The 24792-nt window shown below is 42.4% G+C and carries 27 protein-coding genes; 13 read left to right on the top strand and 14 right to left on the bottom strand.

Going from position 1 to position 24792, the window contains the following annotated elements; genetic code table 11:
• Positions 1–27 precede the first annotated feature (27 nt).
• Both AM629_RS22055 and AM629_RS08495 read left to right on the top strand, forming a co-directional pair.
• Entirely contained in the window at positions 28–126 is a 99-nt protein-coding gene (locus tag AM629_RS22055; protein ID WP_420806664.1) for a DUF1240 domain-containing protein, read from the top strand.
• 37 nt (positions 127–163) lie between these two features.
• Positions 164–565, top strand: a complete 402-nt coding sequence (locus AM629_RS08495) for a DUF1240 domain-containing protein (RefSeq protein ID WP_054477996.1) — start codon at positions 164–166, stop codon at positions 563–565.
• 335 nt (positions 566–900) lie between these two features.
• On the opposite strand, the gene nqrM is transcribed toward AM629_RS08495, so the two are convergent.
• The 8 genes from nqrM to AM629_RS08455 form a co-directional block, all read right to left on the bottom strand.
• On the bottom strand, positions 901–1128 hold the full coding sequence (gene nqrM / locus AM629_RS08490; RefSeq protein ID WP_054477994.1) for a (Na+)-NQR maturation NqrM: 228 nt from the start codon (positions 1126–1128) through the stop codon (positions 901–903).
• Between the two features lie 13 nt (positions 1129–1141).
• A complete protein-coding gene (locus AM629_RS08485) occupies positions 1142–2170 on the bottom strand; it encodes an FAD:protein FMN transferase (RefSeq protein ID WP_152911986.1) in 1029 nt (342 codons plus the stop codon).
• 80 nt (positions 2171–2250) lie between these two features.
• Positions 2251–3477 (bottom strand): NADH:ubiquinone reductase (Na(+)-transporting) subunit F, encoded by a 1227-nt coding sequence (gene nqrF / locus AM629_RS08480; protein ID WP_054477991.1) that lies wholly within the window; start codon positions 3475–3477, stop codon positions 2251–2253.
• A gap of 15 nt (positions 3478–3492) precedes the next feature.
• Positions 3493–4089 carry an NADH:ubiquinone reductase (Na(+)-transporting) subunit E gene (gene nqrE, locus AM629_RS08475; protein ID WP_054477990.1) on the bottom strand — a complete coding sequence of 199 codons (597 nt, stop codon included), beginning with the start codon at positions 4087–4089 and terminating at the stop codon, positions 3493–3495.
• 8 nt (positions 4090–4097) lie between these two features.
• Complete coding sequence (locus tag AM629_RS08470; RefSeq protein WP_054477987.1) at positions 4098–4727, bottom strand: NADH:ubiquinone reductase (Na(+)-transporting) subunit D; 630 nt, start codon at positions 4725–4727, stop codon at positions 4098–4100.
• Positions 4720–5517 carry a Na(+)-translocating NADH-quinone reductase subunit C gene (locus AM629_RS08465; RefSeq protein ID WP_054477985.1) on the bottom strand — a complete coding sequence of 266 codons (798 nt, stop codon included), beginning with the start codon at positions 5515–5517 and terminating at the stop codon, positions 4720–4722. Before AM629_RS08465 ends, AM629_RS08470 begins: the two co-directional genes overlap by 8 nt.
• Entirely contained in the window at positions 5510–6748 is a 1239-nt protein-coding gene (locus tag AM629_RS08460) for an NADH:ubiquinone reductase (Na(+)-transporting) subunit B (protein WP_054477983.1), read from the bottom strand. Before AM629_RS08460 ends, AM629_RS08465 begins: the two co-directional genes overlap by 8 nt.
• Before the next feature lie 3 nt (positions 6749–6751).
• A complete protein-coding gene (locus AM629_RS08455; protein WP_054477981.1) occupies positions 6752–8095 on the bottom strand; it encodes a Na(+)-translocating NADH-quinone reductase subunit A in 1344 nt (447 codons plus the stop codon).
• A 417-nt stretch (positions 8096–8512) separates the two neighbouring features.
• On the opposite strand from AM629_RS08455, the gene AM629_RS08450 reads away from it, so the two are divergent.
• A complete protein-coding gene (locus AM629_RS08450; protein ID WP_054477979.1) occupies positions 8513–9244 on the top strand; it encodes a L,D-transpeptidase family protein in 732 nt (243 codons plus the stop codon).
• Here the strand turns inward: AM629_RS08450 and AM629_RS08445 are convergent.
• On the bottom strand, positions 9215–9982 hold the full coding sequence (locus AM629_RS08445; RefSeq protein ID WP_054477977.1) for a class II glutamine amidotransferase: 768 nt from the start codon (positions 9980–9982) through the stop codon (positions 9215–9217). The two genes, AM629_RS08450 and AM629_RS08445, sit on opposite strands and share 30 nt — an antisense overlap.
• Before the next feature lie 24 nt (positions 9983–10006).
• On the bottom strand, positions 10007–10588 hold the full coding sequence (lpcA, locus tag AM629_RS08440) for a D-sedoheptulose 7-phosphate isomerase (protein ID WP_054477975.1): 582 nt from the start codon (positions 10586–10588) through the stop codon (positions 10007–10009).
• A 253-nt stretch (positions 10589–10841) separates the two neighbouring features.
• On the opposite strand from lpcA, the gene fadE reads away from it, so the two are divergent.
• Positions 10842–13277, top strand: a complete 2436-nt coding sequence (gene fadE, locus AM629_RS08435; protein ID WP_054477972.1) for an acyl-CoA dehydrogenase FadE — start codon at positions 10842–10844, stop codon at positions 13275–13277.
• Between the two features lie 65 nt (positions 13278–13342).
• Here the strand turns inward: fadE and lysA are convergent, their stop codons facing one another.
• The gene (lysA, locus tag AM629_RS08430; protein WP_054477969.1) at positions 13343–14614 is read right to left on the bottom strand and encodes a diaminopimelate decarboxylase; all 1272 of its coding nucleotides are present in this window, start codon (positions 14612–14614) and stop codon (positions 13343–13345) included.
• A gap of 125 nt (positions 14615–14739) precedes the next feature.
• Here lysA and AM629_RS08425 point away from each other — a divergent pair, with 125 nt between their 5' ends.
• On the top strand, positions 14740–15675 hold the full coding sequence (locus AM629_RS08425; protein ID WP_054477968.1) for a LysR family transcriptional regulator: 936 nt from the start codon (positions 14740–14742) through the stop codon (positions 15673–15675).
• On the opposite strand, the gene AM629_RS08420 is transcribed toward AM629_RS08425, so the two are convergent.
• Complete coding sequence (locus AM629_RS08420; protein ID WP_054477966.1) at positions 15658–16572, bottom strand: LysR family transcriptional regulator; 915 nt, start codon at positions 16570–16572, stop codon at positions 15658–15660. The two genes, AM629_RS08425 and AM629_RS08420, sit on opposite strands and share 18 nt — an antisense overlap.
• Before the next feature lie 106 nt (positions 16573–16678).
• Between AM629_RS08420 and AM629_RS08415 the strand changes: the two genes are divergently transcribed.
• The gene (locus AM629_RS08415; protein WP_054477963.1) at positions 16679–17563 is read left to right on the top strand and encodes an MBL fold metallo-hydrolase; all 885 of its coding nucleotides are present in this window, start codon (positions 16679–16681) and stop codon (positions 17561–17563) included.
• A gap of 31 nt (positions 17564–17594) precedes the next feature.
• Positions 17595–18236, top strand: a complete 642-nt coding sequence (locus tag AM629_RS08410) for a DsbA family protein (protein WP_054477962.1) — start codon at positions 17595–17597, stop codon at positions 18234–18236.
• A 34-nt stretch (positions 18237–18270) separates the two neighbouring features.
• On the opposite strand, the gene AM629_RS08405 is transcribed toward AM629_RS08410, so the two are convergent.
• Entirely contained in the window at positions 18271–18945 is a 675-nt protein-coding gene (locus AM629_RS08405; RefSeq protein WP_054477960.1) for a prepilin peptidase, read from the bottom strand.
• A 445-nt stretch (positions 18946–19390) separates the two neighbouring features.
• Between AM629_RS08405 and rsmE the strand changes: the two genes are divergently transcribed.
• The 4 genes from rsmE to ruvX all read left to right on the top strand — a co-directional run bounded on the left by rsmE (position 19391) and on the right by ruvX (position 22174).
• A complete protein-coding gene (gene rsmE / locus AM629_RS08400) occupies positions 19391–20122 on the top strand; it encodes a 16S rRNA (uracil(1498)-N(3))-methyltransferase (RefSeq protein WP_054477958.1) in 732 nt (243 codons plus the stop codon).
• A gap of 9 nt (positions 20123–20131) precedes the next feature.
• A complete protein-coding gene (gene gshB, locus AM629_RS08395) occupies positions 20132–21082 on the top strand; it encodes a glutathione synthase (RefSeq protein WP_054477956.1) in 951 nt (316 codons plus the stop codon).
• A gap of 108 nt (positions 21083–21190) precedes the next feature.
• Positions 21191–21754, top strand: coding sequence for a YqgE/AlgH family protein (locus AM629_RS08390; protein ID WP_054477954.1), 564 nt, complete (start codon positions 21191–21193; stop codon positions 21752–21754).
• A complete protein-coding gene (ruvX, locus tag AM629_RS08385) occupies positions 21755–22174 on the top strand; it encodes a Holliday junction resolvase RuvX (RefSeq protein WP_054477952.1) in 420 nt (139 codons plus the stop codon).
• Here the strand turns inward: ruvX and AM629_RS08380 are convergent.
• Positions 22171–23217 carry a type IV pilus twitching motility protein PilT gene (locus AM629_RS08380; protein ID WP_054477951.1) on the bottom strand — a complete coding sequence of 349 codons (1047 nt, stop codon included), beginning with the start codon at positions 23215–23217 and terminating at the stop codon, positions 22171–22173. The two genes, ruvX and AM629_RS08380, sit on opposite strands and share 4 nt — an antisense overlap.
• A 21-nt stretch (positions 23218–23238) precedes the next feature.
• On the opposite strand from AM629_RS08380, the gene AM629_RS08375 reads away from it, so the two are divergent.
• Both AM629_RS08375 and proC read left to right on the top strand, forming a co-directional pair.
• Positions 23239–23934 (top strand): YggS family pyridoxal phosphate-dependent enzyme, encoded by a 696-nt coding sequence (locus AM629_RS08375; RefSeq protein WP_054477949.1) that lies wholly within the window; start codon positions 23239–23241, stop codon positions 23932–23934.
• 25 nt (positions 23935–23959) lie between these two features.
• Positions 23960–24781, top strand: coding sequence for a pyrroline-5-carboxylate reductase (proC, locus tag AM629_RS08370; RefSeq protein ID WP_054477947.1), 822 nt, complete (start codon positions 23960–23962; stop codon positions 24779–24781).
• The last annotated feature ends 11 nt before the right edge of the window (positions 24782–24792 follow it).

Here is a 24792-nt window from a genome sequence, read left to right as displayed (position 1 = left end):
ATTTTAAGTTTACCCCTATCTTTTTATGTGGATTATAAATTAAAAAGTGAGAATTATTTGGTATGTAAAAGAATATCCTGGGCGTCACCTAATACCTATGTAAAAAACATTAAGCTATGTGATTAATATTATTGCGTTTAATTTATTAATAACTGGGTGAACTATGGAAAATAAGAAAAATATCTTACCAATAATCTGTGCCATTGCTATTTTTATTTTAGCGCTATCAGGTTTCTTTTTAACTGGGGAAAATTTAATTTCTTTAGTTAAAATGGAAGATAAAATAACATTCTCAGGTCATGTTTTTATAATATTTTTCTCTTTTCCTTTGATTTCATATCATATGGTTTTAGTTATTATTGTTTATATAACTGGTAGTTATCCTAAGCATCATGATACCTATGTTAAATATTCAGCCGTAATAGCTTTTTCTTCATTTATTTTAAGTTTTCCTCTATCTTTTTATGTGGATTATAAATTAAAAAGTGAGAATTATTTGGTATGTAAAAGAATATCCTGGGCGTCGCCTAATACCTATGTAAAAAACATTAAGCTATGTGATTAATATTATTGTGTTTAATTTATTAATAACTGGGGTAATTATGGTAAATAAAAAAGATCTTGTAAATACCCGATTAAACTCACTTTACACTGTTTTAATCGGTCACATTTAATCTGACATCCATTCTTGATAGTTGTCAGCTCAGCTAAACGTGGTTTCGTATACGTTTTAATAACTCTGCATAGTAACATATCGCTACTTTTCGAATCATTTTCGCGCCCTGTTAACACTTAAATCTCCATTCAATCCACTTTTTATCCCTATCTCCCCCAAATACTAAAAGTTCGCTTTGCTCTCAATTAGTATTCAGGAAAGAGAATTCCGCAAATTCGTTAAACTCAGATAATCCGACGTTTCTCTAATTGAATCTGCCGAGCCGCTTCACGCGCCATTCGCTTTTTACGAGCATCACAAGGTTCTGGACAATCACAGACTTTCTCTACGCCAATGCTGCCTAAACCACCACAACTCCCTTGTATGCTTTTACGTTTAATCATATAGCCCAACGACATTCCCGCAAAAGCCAGCAGGAAAAAGACGAAGGCTGCAATAAATACTTTCAGCACTTCTTTCCCCTTCTCATTGATTTTTCTGTAGGTATGGCTCAAAGGCTTTACTGTAACGCTCTTCAAAACCTTTCTTCGTTTTTATAATCATAAAAACTGGGATATTAAGTTTTTCTGCTACTTCCATCCCTTTTTCCGGCCCTAAAACATTCAGTCCGGTAGAAAGCCCATCAGCACTCATACAAACCGGAGCAATCACTGTAATAGAGACTAAATTATGAGAAATAGGGTTTCCTGTTTTTGGGTCAATCGTATGTGAATAACGCACACCATCTTGCTCAAAGTAATTACGGTAATCACCAGAAGTCGCTATCGACATATCCCCAGGCGTTATTACTTCCTGAGCACTTTGTGCCATTCCGGTGTCAGATGGCTTTTCAATCGCAATCCGCCACGCCAGATCTTTACCATTATGGCCTGATGTACGGACTTCACCACCAATATCAACCATATAATCTTTGATATCTTGGGATTCCAGATATTCAGCAACAACATCTACACCATAACCTTTAGCAATAGATGACAAATCGACATACAGCTCTGGAACGGTTTTAATCAGGTTATTGCCTTCTACCGCCAGTTTCTCAATCCCTGTCCATTCACGGCGTTTTTCTAATTCATTCTCAGAAGGTGCTTTCGTCACACGACCTTCAGGACCAAAACCCCATAAATTAACCAATGGGCCAACCGTCACATCTAATGCACCATCCGTCAATTTACTAATATGAATCGCTTCCTTAACGACTTTTGCCGTCGCTGGCGATACAGGGAATGGTTTATTAATTTCACGACTTTGATTAAAACGACTCAATTCAGAATCAGGGCGATAAGTCGACATCTGGTCGTTAACTTCTTCCAGCAAACGATCAATCTCTTTTTGCAGCGTTTCTGGTGAAGGGGCCGATGAATCTGTAACAATTTTGATGGAGTAGTAAGTCCCCATCGTTTGCCCATTAATATTTTTCTGTTCCAAACCACCACATGATGCCAACAGCAACACTGCAAACGTTAACGCTATCCAGCTATTTATCTTTTTACGCACAATATTAATTACTCTTCTGAATCGTTAGCGCCCACAAAATTGTGGGCGCCAGTCATTAAAATCAAATTATTTATGACTTATCAGCCACCGAAGTCATCTAACATAATATTCTCATCCTCAACACCGAGATCTTTTAACATCTTAATCACTGCGGCATTCATGACCGGAGGCCCACACATGTAGAACTCACAATCTTCAGGAGCTGGATGATCCTTCAAATAATTCTCATACAGAACATTATGGATAAAGCCGGTGTAACCATCCCAATTGTCTTCAGGCAATGCATCAGATAAGGCAACATTCCAGGTAAAATTTTTATTTTCAGCCGCTAGTTGATCGAAATCCTCTGTATAGAACATTTCACGTTTAGAACGAGCACCATACCAGAAACTAATCTTACGTTTGGAATTCAATCGATTAAGCTGATCAAAGATATGAGAACGCATTGGCGCCATACCTGCACCACCACCGATGAAGATCATTTCCGCATCAGTATCTTTTGCGAAAAATTCACCGAACGGACCAGAAATAGTCACTTTATCACCGGGTTTGAGTGACCAAATATAAGAAGACATAATTCCCGGAGGCGCTTCCGAATCCCTTGGCGGCGGCGTCGCAATACGAACATTAAGCATGATAATACCGCGTTCTTCCGGGTAGTTTGCCATCGAATAAGCCCGAACGGTTGGCTCTTTCACCTCAGAAACGAAACGGAACAAATTAAATTTATCCCAGTCTTCACGGTATTCTTTTGGCACATCGTAATCCGCGTAACGCGCAATATGTGGCTGAGCCTCAATCTGAATATAACCACCCGCACGGAAAGGTACGACTTGCCCATCAGGGATCTTCAATTTCAGCTCTTTAATGAAAGTTGCTTTGTTATCATTGGAGATAACTTCACATTCCCATTTCTTAACACCAAATATCTCTTCTGGCAGGCTGATTTTCAGGTTCTGTTTTACATTGACCTGACAAGCCAGACGGCAACCCTCTTTCGCTTCACGCTTATTAATATGAGAAAGCTCTGTCGGCAGAATATCGCCACCGCCATCTTTAATTTTTACGCGGCACTGACCACAAGATCCACCACCACCACAAGCAGAGGATACAAAAATACCCTGGCTTGATAACATATTCAGTAATTTATCACCGGCAGGAGCAGTAAAGCTCTTTTCCGGATCACCATTAACTTCAACTTTGATATCCCCAGTGTTAACTAACTTTGATTTTGCGAACAAAATCAGCGCTGTTAGTACCAACACAATCAGGGTAAACATCACTACGCCTAAAATTATTATATCCATGAACTCTTCTCGCCCTTATAGCTGCACACCGGAGAAGGACATAAAGCCCAATGCCATTAAACCGGTGGTGATAAAGGTGATCCCCAACCCTTTTAAACCAGCCGGAACATCAGCGTATTTCATCTTTTCACGGATAGAAGCCAGCAGAACAATTGCCAACATCCAACCTATACCTGAACCAAAGCCATACACGATGGATTCAGAAAAGTTATAGTCACGTTGCGCCATGAAAGAAACACCACCGAAAATTGCACAGTTAACGGTAATCAGTGGCAAGAAAATGCCAAGAGCGTTATAGAGTGAAGGGAAATAGCGATCAAGGATCATTTCCAGAATCTGCACCAACGCCGCGATTACACCGATAAAGGTGATAAAGTTCAGGAAGCTAAGGTCAACCCCTTCAACCAATACACCATCACGCAAAACCAGGTTATACACCAAATTATTGGTAGGAACGGAGATCCCCAACACCACCGTTACAGCAATACCCAGACCGAACGCTGTCGCTACATTTTTCGATACCGCCAGGAAAGTACACATTCCGAGGAAGAAAGCCAACGCCATATTCTCAATAAAGACAGCGCGGACAAACAGGCTAATATAATGTTCCATGTTGTCAGTTATCCTTTCTCAACCTGCGCCGGTTTCAAAGTCCTCAGACCCCAAATCAGCATACCAATAATGAAAAACGCGCTAGGTGCTAACAGGAACAATCCGTTCGGCTGATACCAGCCACCATTCTGTACGGATTCCATAACGGTAATACCAAACAGTTTACCGGAGCCGAACAACTCACGCAGGAAGCCAACCAGTACCAGAATAACCCCGTAACCTAAACCATTACCGATACCATCCATGAAGCTCTCAATGGGAGGGGACTTCATTGCATAGGCTTCTGCACGTCCCATCACGATACAGTTGGTAATGATAAGGCCAACAAATACAGACAACTGCTTGGAAATTTCATAAGCATATGCCTGCAAGATCTGATCTACGACGATAACCAGTGATGCAATAATTGCCATCTGTACAATAATTCGCACACTGCTAGGAATGTAATGACGGATCAACGAGATAAAAAAGCTGGAAAACGCAGTAACCAATGTTACCGCCATGGTCATCACCAATGCAGTTTCCAGTTTGGTTGTTACAGCCAGCGCTGAGCAGATCCCCAGAACCTGCAATGCAATCGGGTTGTTATCCAATAGTGGCCCAAGAAGGACTCGCTTTATTTCTTTACTATCAGCCATCTTTCAACGCTCCTTCGCGCACTTTTTTCAGGAACGGACCAAAACCGTTATCCCCTAACCAGAAATTAAACATGTTCTGGACACCGGCAGAGGTGAGAGTCGCACCAGACAAGCCATCAACACCATACGGGTCATCAGTAGCCGCACCGCCACGGACAATTTTGATTGCCGGATTACCTTCATCGTTATACAGTTTTTTGCCTACCCACTGCTTACGCCATTGTGGATTATCAACTTCACCACCCAGCCCCGGTGTTTCACCGTGCGAATAATAAGTGATACCACGAGCCGTTCTGCCATCCACATCAACGGAGATAAAGGCATACATGACAGACCACAAACCAGAACCATAAACAGGCAAAACGATTTCACTGGTTTTACCCTGCTCATTTTTCACCAGATAGACCTCGGCCATATTGGCGCGACGGCGGATTTTCGCCAGATCTTTCTCAGGTGGTAATGCGATACTGGTATCATCACCGCGCAGTGCATCGTTCAAGTTAAACTTGCCCTGACTGCTTTCAAGCGTTGCAGTCTCCAGATTCAGTAACTCAGTTTTAATACGGCTTCTGAACGTTTCTTTAACTTCATCAGCGCTCATTTGAGGTTTCAATAAGCCAGCAACATCAAGAATATTACGTTGTTTATCCAGCAGTTTTTGTTCCTGTTGCTGAGATTTCAACCCTACCGCAGAACCTGCTACAACAATTGAGCAAACGAGACATAGCACAAAAACAACGATAAACGTTCTGCCGATGCTGTCATTATTTTTGGGTTTATCATTAGCCACGGGCTTTTCTCCGCTTAATATTGGCTTGCACTACCAGATAATCAAACAATGGCGCAAACAGGTTTGCGAACAGAATCGCCAGCATCATACCTTCTGGGTATGCTGGATTAACAACCCTGATAAGAACACACATCACACCAATCAGAATGCCGTACCACCATTTACCTTTATCAGTAAATGAAGCGGATACCGGATCTGTCGCCATAAAAATCATACCAAACGCGAAACCACCCAGAACCATATGCCAATACCACTGCATTGCAAACAGAGGATTAGTATCTGAGCCGATAGCATTCAACAAGTAAGAAGTTGCAACCATACCCAGCATAACCCCGGCGACAATGCGCCATGAAGCAATGCGGGTAAACAGAATAAGTGCGCCACCGATGAAAATCATCAGAGTAGACACTTCACCGATAGAACCAGGAATATTGCCAATGAAAGCATCCATCCAGGTAACAGGTTGGCCGGTAACCGTATTCACTAATCCCTGACTACCACCAGCCGCCCATTGAGATAACGGGGTCGCACCAGAGAAACCATCAGCCGCAGTCCATACCAAGTCTCCCGAAATCTGTGCAGGATAAGCAAAGAACAGAAAAGCTCGGCCAGCCAGTGCCGGGTTTAAGAAGTTACGGCCTGTACCACCGAAGACCTCTTTCGCAATGACAACGCCGAATGTAATACCCAGCGCCGCCTGCCACAGAGGAATCGTTGGTGGAACAATCAGTGCAAACAGAATAGAAGTAACGAAAAATCCTTCGTTAATTTCATGTTTACGGATAATGGCAAACAGTACTTCCCAAAAACCACCAACCACAAATACGACGATATAAATGGGCAGAAAGTAAGTGGCACCAAGCAACATTTTACTGCCGTAACCCGCATCCAGCGTCAGTGATGCGCCCAAAAATTGCGCAACACGATAGTGCCAGTCAGATGCCAAAATTTGTTGCAGTTCGGCACCATTGTATAAATGATACAGTGCCGGAATCGCCTGCTGACCAACGTTATACATCCCCCAGAACATTGCCGGGAATACCGCCAACCATACCGTGATCATCATACGCTTTAGATCGATAGCGTCACGGACATGAGCACGGCCAGAAGTTACTGTACCTGGTGTATAAAAAATCGTGGTTACCGCTTCATACAACGGATAATATTTTGCTAACTTGCCTCCGGGCTCAAAATGGTGCTCAATTTTTTCAAAAAAGTTTTTCAGGCCCATGGATTATCCTTCCTGCTCAATCTTAGTCAGCACTTCACGCAATACCGGACCATATTCATATTTGCCCGGACAGACGTAGGTACAAAGTGCCAGGTCTTCCTCATCTAACTCCAGGCAACCCAGCGCCTGAGCACTGTCGGTATCACCTGCAAGTAAATCCCGCAGCAAATGTGTTGCCATGATATCCAAAGGCATAACACGCTCATAGTTACCGATTGGTACCATAGAACGTTCACCGCCATTAGTTGTGGTTGAAAAAGCAAAACATTTATTTTTCAGGAAATGACCAATAGTAGTACGAGTAATAGAAAACTTATCAGAACCCGGCATGATCCAACCGAACAGCTCTTTTTCACGGCCTTCACGCAAAACAGAAACCAGAGTGTGGAAACGGCCAAGATAATGGCGAGCGTCATCTGACTGAGTACCGCACAACACAGAACCTGAAATAATACGGTTTTCACCCTCTTTCAATTGATCCTGAGTCAACTCAAGCAAATCTGCCCCCAGACGGGTACGTATAAGACGTGGCTTCTCAACCTGTGGACCGGCTAATGCAATAACACGGTCAGTATAAAGAGTACCCGTAGTGAACAACTTACCGATAGCAATCACATCCTGATATCCCAGGTGCCATACAGTTTTAGTTGCACTGGCGGGTTCAATAAAGTGAATGTGAGTTCCAACTAATCCCGCCGGGTGCGGACCAGAGAACTGATTATAAGTGATTTGTGCATCATTACCGACATTCGGCAAACTTTCTACACCGTGGCAAACATGAACTTTACCTTCAGTCAGTTTAGTCAGCACATTCAAGCCATCAATGAAAGCCTCTTCTTCGGTAGCAATAATAACCTGTGGATTGGCAGCTAAAGGCTGAGTATCCATAGCAGTTACAAAAATTGCTTTTGGCGAGGAGCCAGGAACAGGACTTCGGCTGTAAGGGCGGGTACGCAGAGCAGTCCATAACCCGGAATCGATAAGATTCTTTTCTACTTGTTGACGAGATAACTGAGAAAGTTGGGCACGATCATAACGGTCAAAATTAACCTGTTCGTCTCCCGTTATCTCAATCACAATTGACTGCAAAACACGTTGTTCACCGCGATTAATCGCCACAACCTGCCCACAGGCCGGACTGGTGAAAACCACACCTGGATTCTTTTTATCTTCAAAAAGAATCTGCCCTTTTTTAACATGCTCACCTTCCTTAACCAACATAGAAGGACGCATTCCAACATATTCTTCACCCAACAATGCTACGTGGCAAATAGTCGGACCGTCTTCTATCACTTGAGCAGGCACCCCTGCAATCGGTAGGTCGAGTCCTTTTTTAATTTTAATCATAAGATTTGCACAAGTTTATCAATTAAATCATATGCTACAAATTACCTGGTGGTAATATAGCCACTCTATAAAAAACCCCTTAAGTCACGAATTGTGCTCAGGTTATTATTCTCCAATAATCATTACGATTTTCTCTTAATCTCAAGGCGGCAATTTTAACATCTCCCCCCTTAGACTGTCTGACTAATCAAGTGATTTAGTTCAAGCAAACAGGAATAATTTTGGCACTGAACCGTTAATAGATCGCAAAAAACGAACTATTATATCACCTTTACCGACAATTGATTATTTTTTGATCTTATAATCACTTTGTAGAAAAAAGCCATGGTTATTATTTTTTATTCACAAAGTTGATAACTCATGGCAATCTTAAGCTAAATTTTTAGTTAATTCGCTATGTCTCTATATGGTAGTCACATGAAAAAAACTGCTGCTTTTGCTGCAATAATATTGATGCTTTTTAGTTCATTCCCTATCTGTGCTCAGGATACTCCTGTAGAGTTTAAGTCAAACTCGTCTACACAACTTGGTTATCCTGTATTCATCCAAATATTCAAAGAAGAACGGATGCTAGAGCTCTATATTAAAAGCAGCCATGGAAGCTACCAACTGGCTAAAAGTTATCCCATCTGTAATTACTCTGGCGGCCTTGGTCCCAAAACCACAGAAGGGGATCTAAAAAGCCCAGAAGGTTTTTATCGTGTGAAAACCAGTCAATTAAATCCGAATAGTCGGTATTACCGATCTATTAATCTCGGTTTTCCAAATGAATACGATAAATCCAGAGGTTATTCCGGCAACTATTTAATGATCCACGGAGAATGTAAATCTGTAGGTTGTTACGCTATGACTAACAGTTATATGGATGAAATCTATCATTATGTAAAAAGTGCATTACTGAACGGACAATATGAAATTAATATCAGTATTTATCCATTCAGAATGACACCACAAAATATGTTACGTCACCGGGCATCTTCCCATTATATGTTTTGGCTGCAATTACAACCGGCCTATGAGTATTTTATAAAAACCCATCGACCGGCTGCTATCAACGTCATCAATGGTCAATATGTTGTTAACGCTATACCGATTAAATCGCCACTTTTGCAAAATCAATCACAATATGCGTTCACCAAGGTGAAATAATGCATAGCAACCCGGCTCAATCCGGTTCCAGGATTCATTGCCGGTTAAAGGCTGGGTAACAATGACAGAAACTACATCATCCGGCTGCGTGTGCTGCTGGAAATCAATTTCAACATCCTGATCCAGAAGCTTTGCTTTCCCAAATGGTGCTCGTCGGGTAATCCAGTAAAGATTAGTTGAACAATATGCCATCACAAAACACCCATCTGACAATAGCATATTAAACACACCTTTCTTTCTGAGTTCGTCCGCTAATGAAGCAATGAAACGAAATACTGCTGACCAATTAGAGGGAGTCCTTGGATATTTTTGTGAGAGTCGATGCAAAATCCAACAGAAAGCATGTTCGCTGTCAGTTTGCCCGATGGGGCGATATTGACCTGTTTCAAGCTGCCGATAACCTCGAAGCTGCCCATTATGGGCATAAGTCCAATTACGTCCCCACATTTCACGAATAAAAGGATGAGTATTTTCCAACGCAACATTACCGCGGTTAGCCTGTCGGATATGAGAAACCACCACTCCAGATTTAATCGGGTATTCCTGCACGAAGCGGGCAACGGGTGAATTATAACCCGGTTGATGATCTTTAAATGTGCGACAGCCCCGCCCTTCATAAAAAGTGATCCCCCAACCATCTTTGTGGGGTCCAGTATGACCACCACGCTGAATCAGACCACGCAAACTAAAGCAGATATCTGTTGGCACATTTGCACTCATGCCAAGTAACTCACACATTTCCTACCTCTGTAGCCTGTAAAATCAAGCTTTAATCATCTCTTTTTCAATAAGTTGAATCAGTATATGAATAACTTTGATATGAATTTCCTGAATACGATCTGCATAACCAAAATGCGGGACACGAATTTCCACATCAGCCGTTCCTGCCATTTTGCCGCCATCCTTGCCTGTCAGCGTAATTACTTTCATGCCTTTTAGACGAGCTGCTTCAATGGCTTTAATAATATTACCGGAATTACCGGAAGTAGAGATACCCAGTAACACATCACCCTCTTTCCCGACCGCTTCCATATAACGGGAAAAAACAAATTCATAGCCAAAATCATTACTGACGCAAGAAAGATGGCTGACATCAGAAATTGCAATAGCCGGGTAGCCAGGACGGTTTTCACGGTAACGGCCCGTCAGTTCTTCAGCGAAATGCATCGCATCACAGTGCGAGCCACCATTACCACAGGACAGCACCTTACCACCTGCTTTAAATGAATCAGCCAATAATACCGCTGCTTTTTGAATCGCTTCAATATTCGCATCGTTACTTAAAAACTTTGCCAGTGTATCTGCGGCTTCACTCAATTCACTACGGATCAGGTCTTGATACATAGGTTCCTCACTTCAGTCAGGTAATCTTTAATTTTGTGCCAAATGTCAGTGTACCGGATCAGGAGAATTGAAAGAAGACACCATCACATTTCAGAAAAATTAATCCATGTCCGATCACCATGAGTTTGTGAGCTACATTGTAATTAAGATGTAAATATATTGATAAAAACGCCTTAGTCGTCTAAAAAGAAAAGAACACTGCAACAGGTCAGACCTCTGATGACTTACCCTGAGATTAACCGGGAGCTTTATTATGACCACATTTAGTATTGTTCTATTTTTAGTGTTAATTGGGATGCTTTGCTACCACAAAGTAAACCTCAATCTCAGCAGCCTACTGCTCCTTGTCTATACCGTCTTGATGAGCGCTATTGATGCATGGAGCTACTGGATGTTGTTACCAATGGCCATTATTCTGTTCCCGCTGAATTTTGCGCCAATGCGTCATTCCCTACTTACTGTTCCGGCCTTAAAAGCCTTCCGTAAAGTGATGCCAAGTCTGTCCCGCACGGAAAAAGAAGCTCTTGACGCCGGTACTACCTGGTGGGAAGGAGAACTGTTCCGCGGTAAACCCGACTGGAAAAAATTACATGACTATCCAAAACCTCAGCTAACTGCTGAAGAGCAAGCGTTTCTAGATGGACCTGTAGAAGAAGCTTGCCGTATGACAAACGATTTCCAAATAAGCCATGAACTTGCTGATTTGCCGCCTGAATTATGGAACTACCTAAAAGAACATCGTTTCTTTGCCATGATTATAAAAAAAGAATATGGTGGTCTGGAATTCTCTGCTTATGCCCAAGCGCGAGTATTGCAAAAATTGGCGGGTATTTCCGGTATCTTGGCAATCACTGTCGGCGTACCTAACTCCCTCGGTCCAGGTGAATTATTACAGCACTATGGTACTGACGAGCAGAAGAACCGTTATTTACCCGGGCTTGCCCGTGGTGAAGAGATCCCATGTTTCGCACTAACCAGTCCAGAAGCTGGCTCAGATGCTGGATCTATCCCAGATACAGGCGTTGTTTGTATGGGAGAATGGCAAGGTGAACAAATTCTGGGTATGCGTTTAACCTGGAACAAGCGTTACATTACACTTGCACCTATCTCCACCGTGCTTGGTCTGGCTTTCAAACTTTCTGACCCAGACCATTTACTGGGTGATACAGAAGAATTGGGTATTACCTGTGCATTGATCCCAACCAATATACCGGGAGTAGAAATTGGCCATCGCCATTTCCCACTGAATATCCCATTCCAGAATGGCCCAACTCGCGGTAAAGATGTTTTCGTGCCAATCGACTACATCATTGGTGGACCGAAAATGGCCGGACAAGGCTGGCGTATGTTGGTTGAGTGTCTGTCTGTTGGCCGTGGCATCACGCTACCTTCAAATGCAACAGGGGGAGTGAAAAGCGTTGCTATGGCAATTGGCGCATACTCTTATATCCGCCGTCAGTTCAAAATGCCAATTGGTAAAATGGAAGGAATTGAAGAACCGCTGGCACGCATTGCTGGTAACGCCTATCTGATGGACGCCGCTTCAACACTTGCTACAACAGGCATTATGCTGGGCGAGAAACCCTCTGTGTTATCAGCTATTGTAAAATATCACTGTACCCACAGAGGCCAGAAATCTGTCATTGATGCAATGGATATTGCTGGTGGTAAGGGTATTTGCCTCGGTCCATCCAACTTCCTTGCCCGTGCTTATCAAGGTGCACCTATCGCCATTACCGTTGAAGGCGCTAATATTTTGACCCGCAATATGATTATCTACGGTCAAGGCGCTATCCGCTGCCATCCTTATGTCCTTGATGAAATGGCCGCTGCTGAGAATAACCGTATCAAAGATTTTGATAAAGCATTGTTCCGTCACCTTGGTCACGTTGCCAGTAATCTGTTGCGTAGCTTCTGGCTTGGCCTAACCAATGGCCGTACCAGCAGTACACCCGTCAATGATGCAACACGCCGTTACTATCAGCAATTAAACCGTCAGTGCGCCAACCTTGCGCTATTATCAGATGTAGCAATGGGTGTATTAGGTGGCAGCCTGAAACGCCGTGAACGTGTCTCCGCCCGTCTTGGAGATGTTCTGAGTCAAACCTACCTAGCTTCAGCAACTTTAAAACGTTATGAAGATGAAGGTCGTCAAAAAGAAGATTTACCGCTAGTACAGTGGGCTGTTCAGGATAGTCTGTATCAGGCTGAACAGGCGATAGATAACTTACTACGTAACTTCCCAAACCGACTGGTTGCTGGTCTGATGCGCGTTATTGTCTTCCCGTTAGGACGCGTAAATTCGGCACCATCTGACCATCTAGATCACAAATTAGCACAGCTCTTACAACAGCCTTCAGCTACCCGTGATCGCATTGGTCGTGGTCAATTCCTGACACCCAGTGAGTACAACCCTCACGGATTATTGGAAGAAGCTCTGCAAGACATTATTGCCGCAGAGCCGATCCATGCCCGTCTGAGCCGCGAAGCTGGTAAACGTCTTGGCTTTACTCGCTTGGATAAACTGGCAGAACGAGCATTCGCAGAACGTAAGATTACTCAAGAAGAGGCTGAAATTCTAAAACGGGCCGAAGCAAGTCGTTTGCGTTCTATTAATGTCGATGAGTTTGAACCAGAAGCATTGGCTGTTCCCGTTCCAGTTAAAAAGCCGAGAACAAAAGCAGCTTGATACTGACGGCTGAAAAAGAGTGAAAATTAATCACGGGGCGATATCCCAAGGTATCGCCCCGTATTTTATGACAAGGATACCTCTTCCAATGCTAATAACTCTTCAATCGTTTGACGACGACGAATCAATTGAAACTTGCCATTAATGAGCAACACTTCGGGGATAAGCGGACGGCTATTGTAATTAGAAGACATCGACGCACCATAAGCACCTGTATCATGGAAAACCAAATAATCGCCAACCTGAGCAGGCGGCAACATTCTTGGCGCAACTCCCCCCCCCTCAACCTGCGTAAAAACATCACCTGATTCACACAACGGACCCGCAACTAACGTTTCCTGTAATGGCAACTGCTCAATTTTACGTTCATCAGAAGGCAGAACTGAAATATGGTGATAACTGCCATACATTGCAGGACGCATCAAGTCATTGAATCCAGCATCCACCAGAACATAATTACGGCTACCCATCTGCTTAACCGCCCGGACTTCTGCCATCAGAACACCAGATTCCGCAACCAGAAAACGTCCCGGTTCAATTTCTAGCTCAACGTTATGACCCAAGTGTTGCTCAATTCTTTTGCGTGCATCATCCCACAACCCAAAATAATGAGTGATATCGATTTGTTCATCTCCCAACTGATAAGGGGTAGATAACCCCCCTCCAGCTGAAATTGCCTGAATATCTTCACCACAGAGAATAACCTGCTCAACCATTGCATCACACACACTGGCAAGGTGCTGATAATCAACACCAGAGCCAATATGCATATGTAAACCAAGCAACTTCAATTCATAGTGACGTATTTTCTCAATTGCCTGTGGCAGATCCTGGTACCAAATACCATGTTTACTATTTTCACCACCCGTATTGGTTTTCTGACTATGACCATGACCAAATCCCGGGTTAATCCGCAACCATACCGGATGCCCTTTTCTATATTGACCAATCTGCTCCAACATATCGATAGAACCCACATTAACCGGAATATCCAATTCAATTACCCGTTCAAGTGTTGGCACATCGATTAAATCAGCGGTAAAAACAATGTCTGCCGTTTCTTGACCAGAACAAAACCCGGCACGCAAAGCTCGTTCAACTTCACCCAGCGAAACTGCATCAACCTTCACACCATACTCACGCATAAGGCGTAAAATATGAGTATTAGAGCAAGCTTTCTGGGCGAATCGAACCACATCAAACTGATGTAATATTTTGATTCTCTGAATAATTGTTTCGCTATCATAAATCCATAACGGAGTACCATAAGTCTCTGGCAAACAACTTAGATTCTCTGGTATCAGAGCAGAACAATTATTACAGACAAAAGTATTCATCAGGGTTTCTCTCACAAAATCAGTAGATCACCTATTATTGTCAGTAAAAAAACAGGAATAAAAATATCTGTTTAGCTATAGTCTATTCATCTGTGATATCGGATTATCATCTGAAGGGATCATCTATGTCCTCTTGTTCATGGCGCCATATTGAAATCTTCCATGCAGTAATGACGGCAAAAAACCTGACGGAAGCCGCTGTTTTATTACAAACATCACAGCCGACGGTCAGTCGTGAATTAGCACGATTCGAGCATTTGATAAAATTCAAACTGTTTGATCGGGTAAAAGGCCGCTTGCATCCGACAGCACAAGGATTACGCCTTTTTGAAGAAGTTCAGCGCTCTTATTATGGGCTTGAAAGAATAATGAATGCAGCTGAAAGTATCCGCAAATTTCAGCATGCCCAGCTTTCTATTGCCTGCTTGCCGGTATTCTCTCAATCATTGTTACCGAAAGTTTGCCACAATTTCGTTCGCCAATATCCTGATACTAATTTGACAATCATTCCACAAGAATCCCCTCTGCTAGAAGAATGGCTGTCAGCTCAACGCTATGACCTCGGTTTGACTGAACATTTGCAAACACCACCAGGTACTCAAAGAGAAACCTTAATCACGATGAATGAGATTTGCGTACTGCCCGCAACTCATCCACTCAGTCATAAATCATTACTAACACCCGAAGATTTCAGAGAACAAAATTTTATTAGCCTATCGATAACAGACAGCTACCGCCAGCTCATTGATGGGATATTTGCAGAGCATCATATTAACCGCAGAATGATTATGGAAACTCACAGTGCTGCGTCAGTATGCGCCATGGTACGGGAAGGTATCGGTGTTTCTATTGTTAATCCACTGACTGTACTTGATTATATGGGCTGCCACGGCCAATCTGAAATATGCGCCCGCCCATTCAGTATTAACATTCCTTTTACTGTCAGTCTGATAAAGCCCATTCATCGCCCTTCTTCTGCGCCAGTCGATGCCTTTATTGAATATCTGAAAGCTCAGATCGTACTATTTCCTCAGAAACTGGAGTCAGCTTTTCAACATTAAGTTTTGCCAGTATGGAGAAGAAACAAACCATTTCACTAAAAAATCCAGTAATGCCCTAAGCGTTACTGGCATATTTTGACGGCTGGCATAAATGCCATAAATCCCCATAGCCTGAGGTTGATATTCCGGCAACAACTGAATCAATTTTCCAGATGCCAAATGAGAAGCAACGGAATAATAGGGTTGCATAGCAATTCCAGCGCCTTGCAATGTGGCTTCCATTAATACAATGGATTCATTAGCACTTAAAGTACCACTGACGGGAACAGAATATTTCTCCCCCAGGCGTTCAAATAACCAAAGGCTTTTGCCAAAGAAGTTATAAGTCATACAATTATGCAAGGCCAAATCAGCGGGTTTTTGAGGGATCATTTTACCCGTCAGATAGGAAGGGGCAGCACAAACAACTGAATGACAAGTCGATAGCGGTCTAGCGATCAAATTCGGTTCTAAATTATTAGTGATCCGTAATGCCAAATCTATCCGCTCTTCAACCAAATTTATTGCCTTATTACTAATCTGCATATCAATGGCTATCTGAGGATAAATTTGCATAAACTCAGGGATAGCGACAGACAATGCACTCATTGCCAAAGACTGAGAGCTGCTTATCCGCAAAAGGCCACTCAGCTCCTGCGCTTCGACTGGTTGATGAACAGGTATCTCCTCTGCCAGTTGCAATAACTTGCGACTGCGCTGATAGGCAATCTCTCCTGCTGATGTCAGGCTGATCTTTCTAGTTGTACGATGTAACAGACGTACTCCCGCCCATTTTTCCATTTCAGCCAGATAACGGGATACCATTGCCCGCGACATATCTAACCGTTCCGATGCAGCAATCATGCTACCTTGTTCTACAATTATAGTGAACACCTGCGCAGCAGTGACTCTATCCATCAATTAGCTCGATTTATGCAACAAATAATTGCCAATTATGCGGTTTTTCCATCGAAAAACGCAACTTATTATGAACCTTGTTACACACAACATCAGGAATTCAATCATGACTCGCAAAACAATACTAAATATTGCGCTGGCTGGTATCCTTTCTATGGGTACCATCTCTCTGGCACAAGCCGTTAACCTAAAACTGGATGTTTTCAATCCAGGTGAAAGAAGCATATTTCCCGTCTCTTCTGAGCTCATCATCGGTGATAGAGAAGTTGTACTGATCGATGCTCAGTTCCAAAAAAATGACGCTGAAGCACTGGCCAGAAGAATTAAATATACCGGCAAAAAACTGACAACTATCTATATCAGTCAGTCCGATCCTGATTTCTATTTTGGCCTTGATACACTGACCAAAGCGTTCCCTAACGCAAAAGTCATTGCATCACCAGAAACCATTAAAGAAATCAAAAATACCAAAGATGGCAAACTAGCTTATTGGGGAGGTGTTCTGAAAGAACAGGCCCCAAAAAAAGTTATCGTGCCGCAACCGTTGGAAGGTAACACTTTTACAGTTGACGGTGAGAAGTTAATCGTCGAAGGTCTTAATGGCCCTGCAGCTGACCGTACTTTCGTTTGGATTCCAAAACTGAAAGCGGTAGTCGGTGGCGTCACCGTTTCAGGCAACATTCATGTCTGGATGGCAGATACACAGACTAAAGAGTCGCGTAAAAACTGGATGCAAACATTAGATCGTATACAAGCACTGAAACCAACAATTGTGGTTCCGGGACATTTCATTGGTAACACACCAATGACATTGGAATCAGTCAAGTTTACGCAAAGATACCTGACTACTTTTGAAAAAGAGTTATCAAAAGCAAAAGATGCAAAAACGCTGATAGCAGCAATGGAAAAGTGCTATCCAAAACTTGGAGACAAATCCAGTCTCGAATTAAGTGCTAAGGTGTTGAAAGGCGAAATGAAGTGGCCTCAATAAATCGATTAACTCTTTTTCAGGAATAAGTAATATGCCCGGAATGACTCTGCATTATATCTATGATCCACTGTGTGGCTGGTGTTATGGCGTTTCCCCTCTGATACAAGCAGCAAAAGAGGTCGCAAATGTGAAAATTGAATTACATGGCGGCGGAATGCTGACAGGTGATAACAGACGTCAAACAGACAGCGCATGGCGTGATTATGTCCTTAGTCAGGATAAACGAATTGCAAGCCTTACCGGGCAAGTTTTCAGTGAGCAATATGTCACACTGCTAAACGATAAATCACTGATTATGGATTCATTACCACCAATATCAGCCATTCTTGCAGCAGAAAAACTGGCTGGTAAAGGTGTCGAAATGTTACTGGCAGTACAAAAAGCGCATTATGTTCGTGGATTAAAAATCAGTGAAACTGAAACATTATTGAATTTAGCAAATGAATTACAGCTTAATTCAGAATTGTTCCAGCAGGAGCTGACACTGAATAATGAATCAGAAAGTCTCCAACACATTAGGAAAAGCCGTGAACTATTGGCAAAATTTGGCGGCTCTGGCTTCCCGACGTTTATTTTAGAAAATAACAGAAACGAGCTATCTATTATTTCTCTTGATAAATACCTGGGACAACCCAAACGTTGGCAAGATGCATTGATTCACTATCAGTTTTGATACCACAATTTTAACTACTGGCGCCCATACATTTTCAGCTATCGGGCGCCATCCACGATACCCCATCAATTCCCTTTAAATTCATGTGGATCATGATGATCGCAGAAAGAGCTATATATGGGCCAAAAGCAATAGACTCTTGGTAATTTTCTCGTATTCTCCACATCCACAAGCACCCAATCACACCAAATAATGAGGATAAGAGCATTAATAAAGGAATTGCACCAATCCCCAACCAAGCACTAACCGCCGCCATTAACTTAAAATCCCCATATCCTAATCCTTCTTTATCACAAATTATTCTGAATAACCAATAGATCGACCATAAAATCAAATAACCCGCAATCGCACCTGTCACAGCTTGTTCAATAGGCACAAAAGTTTGATTCAAATTCAATAATAATCCTAACCATAAAAGTGGATAATTTATTACATCTGGCAATAACTTAATTTTTATATCAATAAAAGAAAGTATAATTAGCATCCAAACAAATATTAAAACAACATACAAATGGAAATTCAATGGAAAATAAATCATAAAAAAAGCCGTTATAAACAGCGTCACTAATTCAACCTGGAAATAACTAAAAACTATCTTTTCATACCCATAAATAACTTTAGGGAATAGTGACACCATTTTATTCAAAGTTATTCCTGCCACTATTCCAATAAAAACGGCCAGAATAAAGACATTAATGTTAAAATCCACTTAATAAAACACCTCTAACTTTATTATACAATTAAAATTTCGATTAAATAACAAAACAAATATTCATTATGTCTTTAGCATAAAAAGATAATAATAAACATCGTCACTTTAAAACAACAAAAAAATATAAAACAGTCAAATTAAATATAAATATGCGAGCAGACTCGCAATATCTATCCAGAGATAAAAAGAGATGTCAGAGATAACTTGATAGTTGGATTAAGCCTCCTTTATCATAGTCACCATTATTTATTGCCATATGTATATACCCAATGGATTTCAAGATGGATCGCGACGGCAAGGGAGCGAATCCCCGGGAGCATAGAGAACTATGTCATAGATAACTATGTCATAGAAAACGATGTGACCGGGGTGAGTGAGTGCAGCCAACCAAGAGGCAACTTGAAAGATAACGGGTATACCCCCGCAGGAAGGAAAGAAAAACATGCGTATACCCCGCATTTATCATCCAGAATTACTCTCATCTAACACTGAAACTTATCTAAGTGATGAGGCAGCTAACCATGTCGGGCGGGTACTCAGAATGAGTCATGGTCAACAGTTACAACTATTTGATGGCAGTAATCAAATCTTCAATGCTGAAATTACAGAAGCCAGCAAAAAATCGGTCAAAGTACATATCAGTAATAGCACACTTGCCGATAATGAATCACCACTTAATCTACATCTAGGGCAAGTCATCTCCCGCGGTGAGAAAATGGAATTCACCATCCAAAAATCTGTAGAGTTAGGGGTAAATACCATCACACCGCTAATATCTGAACGCTGCGGCGTAAAGCTGGATGGAGACCGGCTGGCTAAAAAGCTCCAACAGTGGCAGAAAATTGCGATTGCCGCCTGTGAACAATGCTGTCGTAACCGTATTCCTGAAATTCGCCCAGTGATGCAACTTGAACAATGGTGCGCCGAAAATGACGGCAGCTTAAAATTGAATTTACATCCACGAGCCAGCCAAAGTATCAATACCCTGCCTTTACCTGTGGAAAAAGTACGTTTATTGATTGGCCCAGAAGGGGGTTTATCAATAGATGAAATTGCTATGACGGCTAACTACCAATTTACTGATATCCTGCTAGGACCACGAGTCCTGAGAACAGAAACCACAGCGCTCACCGCAATTACTGCATTACAAGTGCGTTTCGGCGATTTAGGTTAAGGAGAAAGAATGATCAAACTCGGAATAGTGATGGACCCAATTTCATCCATCAACATCAAGAAAGACACCAGTTTTGCTATGCTATTGGAAGCACAACGTCGCGGCTGGGAACTCCATTATATGGAGATGAGCGATCTCTACTTACATCAAGGGGAAGCTCGCGCACGAACCCGCCTATTGCAGGTAGAAAACAATCCACAACAATGGTATCAACTGAATAAAGAACAAGATCTGGCATTAGAAACACTAGATGTTATCCTGATGCGCAAAGATCCTCCATTCGATACTGAATACATTTACACCACATATATTCTAGAGCGTGCTGAAGGGAAAGGTACCCTTATCGTCAATAAACCCCAGAGTCTGCGCGATTGTAACGAAAAACTATTCACAGCCTGGTTCCCTGATTTAACGCCAGATACATTGGTTACCCGCAACGCTATTCGCCTACGTGAATTCCATCAGAAACATGGTGATGTCATCTTTAAACCTCTGGATGGCATGGGCGGTGCATCCATATTCCGTCTGAAAAAAGATGATCCAAACGTCGGTGTTATTATTGAAACTCTGACAGAACATGGCAGCCGTTTTTGCATGGCACAAAATTTCTTGCCTGCGATAAAAGAGGGCGATAAACGGGTATTAATTGTCGATGGCGAACCTGTTCCTTATTGTCTGGCACGCATTCCAGCGCAAGGTGAAACTCGTGGTAACCTTGCTGCGGGTGGTCGTGGCGAAGCGCGTCCACTTTCAGAAAGTGACTGGGCTATAGCCAAAGCTGTTGCTCCCGTCTTACAAGAAAAAGGGTTAATTTTTGTTGGACTGGATATCATCGGTGACAAACTAACCGAAATTAATGTCACCAGTCCAACCTGTGCACGCGAGATAGAAGCTGCTTTCCCTGACATTTCAATAACTGGCATGTTGATGAATGCTATTGAAAAACGATTAGCGAAATAAAAAACTCTTTTTGTTAATTTGCTTGTCAGGATTTGTCATTTATGCTTTTAGCCCACATACTATGGGCTAAATAACTCTTACATATCCAGGTTAATTACTAGAAATAAAATGAATCTACAGCACCATTTTCTTATCGCCATGCCCTCATTATCTGATCCCTACTTCAAACGCTCAGTTGTTTACATTTGTGAACACAATGAAAATGGGGCAATGGGATTGGTGATAAATAAACCTATTGAGCAAGTTTCTGTTCGGAAAGTTCTGCAAAAACTGAAAATATCGCCAGAAGATCAAGATGAAAGTATCAATCTAAATAAACCCGTCATGACGGGTGGCCCTCTTGCTGAAGATCATGGTTTTATATTGCACACACCAAAACCAGGTTTTAGCTCAAGTATCAAAATCTCCGATGACACGATGATCACCACATCGAAAGATGTACTTGAAACCCTGGGTACCCCTCGTCAGCCAAAACAGGTATTGGTCACGCTGGGGTATGCAAGTTGGGAAAAGGGTCAACTCGAAAAAGAGATAATGGAGAACAGCTGGCTAACAGCAAACGCTGATCCACATATTATTTTCAACTCACCAATCGCGGACCGCTGGCGGGAAGCGGCATCTTTACTCGGCATCAATATCTATAACATTGCCTTACAAGCAGGACATGCATAGATGAGTAACCGTACAATAATGGCTTTCGATTTTGGCACCCGTAGTATCGGCGCAGCTATTGGACAGGAAATTACGGGTACTGCCAGAGCATTAACCTCGTTTAAAGCCACAGATGGTATCCCCAACTGGCAGCAAATCGAAAAATTACTTAAAGAATGGCAACCCGATCTGGTTATCGTTGGCCTTCCTCTCAATATGGATGGTACTGAGCAATTTGTAACAATACAGGCTCGTAAATTTGCAAACCGGCTGCATGGCCGGTTTGGTGTACAAGTTGAACTCCAAGATGAACGCCTGACCACGGTTGAAGCCCGTGCTCATCTATTTGACCGTGGTGGTTACAAAGCCTTAGATAAAGGTAAAGTAGATGCTGCTTCGGCTGTCATTATTCTAGAAAGTTGGTTTGCGCAAAATTACTAACAAAAGTCATTGATCGCATTTTCTTTAACCCTCATTTCTTGCTGTTCTGCTAGTAATCCCTGTAATTTACGCTGCTGCCAGCCTTGCTCATAGGTTTGCATCCCACTGGCAGCACCTGTCTGCATAAGAGTTAATATCTGGTGATTTTTTCCTTCCCGTATCAGATGACTAACCGCTTGATTAACCACCAATATCTCATACACGGCAATTCGCCCTCCTCCCCGCGCAGAGACTAATTGCTGTGCTATCACCGCCTTCAAACTCCCTGCCAATTGGCTACATACCCATCCTTTTTCTTCAGCTGAAAAAATATCCACCAGCCGGTCAATTGTCTGTATAGCCCCTCTGGTATGTAAAGTTGAAAATACTAAATGCCCCGTTTCTGCCGCAGTTAACGCCAAGCGAATTGTCTCTTTATCCCGTAACTCACCTAACAACAGTACATCAGGATCTTGTCGGAGAGCCCCTTTCAATGCTTCCTGATAGCTGGACGAATCCAAACCAATTTGTCGTTGTTGTATCAGGCAATTGCGACTACGGTGGACAAATTCCACAGGATCTTCCAATGTAATAATGTGCTGACAGCAGTAACTATTCAGCATATCCACAATGGCAGTTAATGTTGTAGATTTCCCGCTACCTGTAGCACCTGCTACCAAGATCAATCCACTTTCTTCTCGCAAAATCATTTCACCGATAATGTCAGGCACTTTTAATTGTTCCAAAGTGGGGCACTGAGATGTAATTAAACGCAAAACTACTGACAACCCAGATTGCTGGCGGAAAAAATTTCCTCTCAATCGTTGGCCATTTTCTGTCTCCAGCGCAAAATCTACATGTCCACCAGTTAATAACTGTTGTCGCTGATTTTCTGATAAAAACTGCCGGCTCCACTCTTCCAGCAATGCATTATTTACAGAGGGCAGTTGAGTTTGTGGATAAAGCACACCATCTATACGTAATACAGGAACTTGCCCAACACAAAGATGCAGATCTGAAGCATTATGCTTTACACTAAGGGCCACTAACTTATCCATATTCATTTTTTAATCTCCTGAGTCACCATGAACAATATTGAACAAAATTTACAAGATGTCAGGACCCACATAGCCATTGCTGCACAGAAATGCGAACGCGCTCCAGAAGAAATTACCCTGCTTGCAGTCAGTAAAACCAAGCCTGTGGAAGATATCGAAAAAGCAATAACTGCCGGTCAGCGCCAGTTTGGTGAAAATTACGTGCAAGAAGGGGTAGAAAAAATTGCTCATTTTGCAAATCATGATGATCTGATATGGCACTTTATCGGCCCATTACAGTCTAATAAAAGCCGATTGGTAGCAGAAAACTTTGACTGGTGCCATACCATTGACCGCCTGAAAATAGCACAACGGCTGAACGAACAACGCCCAGAAGGAATGAAACCGCTGCATATTCTTATTCAAATAAATATCAGTGACGAACAGAGCAAATCAGGTATTCAACTTGATGAATTACCAATGCTGGCAGCCGAAGTAAATAAACTTCCCAATGTGAAGCTACGCGGTTTAATGGCAATACCCGCACCAGAATCTAACTATGAGAGACAATTAGTGGTTTTCAGGCAAATGGAACAAGCTTTCCTTAATCTGAAAACTAAATATCCTCAAATAGATACCCTTTCAATGGGGATGACTGATGATATGGCTGCTGCTATCAACTGTGGTTCCACATTAGTACGAATCGGGACGGCGATTTTCGGTTCACGTCAGTATCACAACTAACCATTTCAATGCGACGAGGTACCCAATGGAAAAACGTAAAATTACCTTTATTGGTGCAGGAAATATGGCTCACGCCATCATTGCTGGATTAATAAAAGGAGGTTATCCCGCTGAGCTGATTAATGTCTGTGCACCAAGTCATACTCGCCGTGATGTACTGGCAAAAGAATATGGCATCAACAGCAGCAGTGATAATATTCGCTACGCACAGGAAGCTGATGTTATTGTTCTGGCAATAAAACCGCAAGTGATGGCAGATGTTTGCCAACCTCTAAAAGATCAGGTGAATTTCAGTAACAAGCTGGTTCTATCTATCGCATCAGGAATTCCTGTTGCACGTTTTAATGTTTTATTACAAGACAAACTCAATATTGTCCGTATTATGCCAAACACCCCTGCATTAGTTGGGCAAGGATTGAGTGGATTATTCGCACCTGAACAAGTTCGCCAATCTGACCGAGATTTTACTGAAGTATTGATGAACAGTGTCGGTAAAACCTACTGGGTAAAGGATGAAAACGGCATCAATGACATTATCGCCATAGCAGGCAGTGCGCCCGCTTATTTCTTCCTGTTTATGGAGTCAATGCAACAGGAAGCAGAGCGTTTAGGTTTTGACAGTGAAACAGCCCGTGAAATCGTTTTGCAAACGGCTGTGGGTTCTGCGGCACTGGCCGCATCAAAGGAAAATCTCCCTTTTGCAACCCTGCGCGAACAGGTAACATCTAAAGGTGGTACTACTGCGGAAGCATTACATATTTTTTATGAAGGCAAATTGCCGGAAATCGTATCCAATGCCATGCAGGCAGCTATTCGCCGGGCACAGGAAATGGAAAAACAATTTTAATCTTATCAGGG

Origin of the sequence: Photorhabdus heterorhabditis (genome assembly GCF_001280945.1) — a bacterium.
Taxonomy (GTDB): Bacteria; Pseudomonadota; Gammaproteobacteria; order Enterobacterales; family Enterobacteriaceae; genus Photorhabdus; species Photorhabdus heterorhabditis.
Note: the sequence above shows the minus strand (reverse complement) of the source record. Positions and strands in the feature narration are given on the sequence as shown.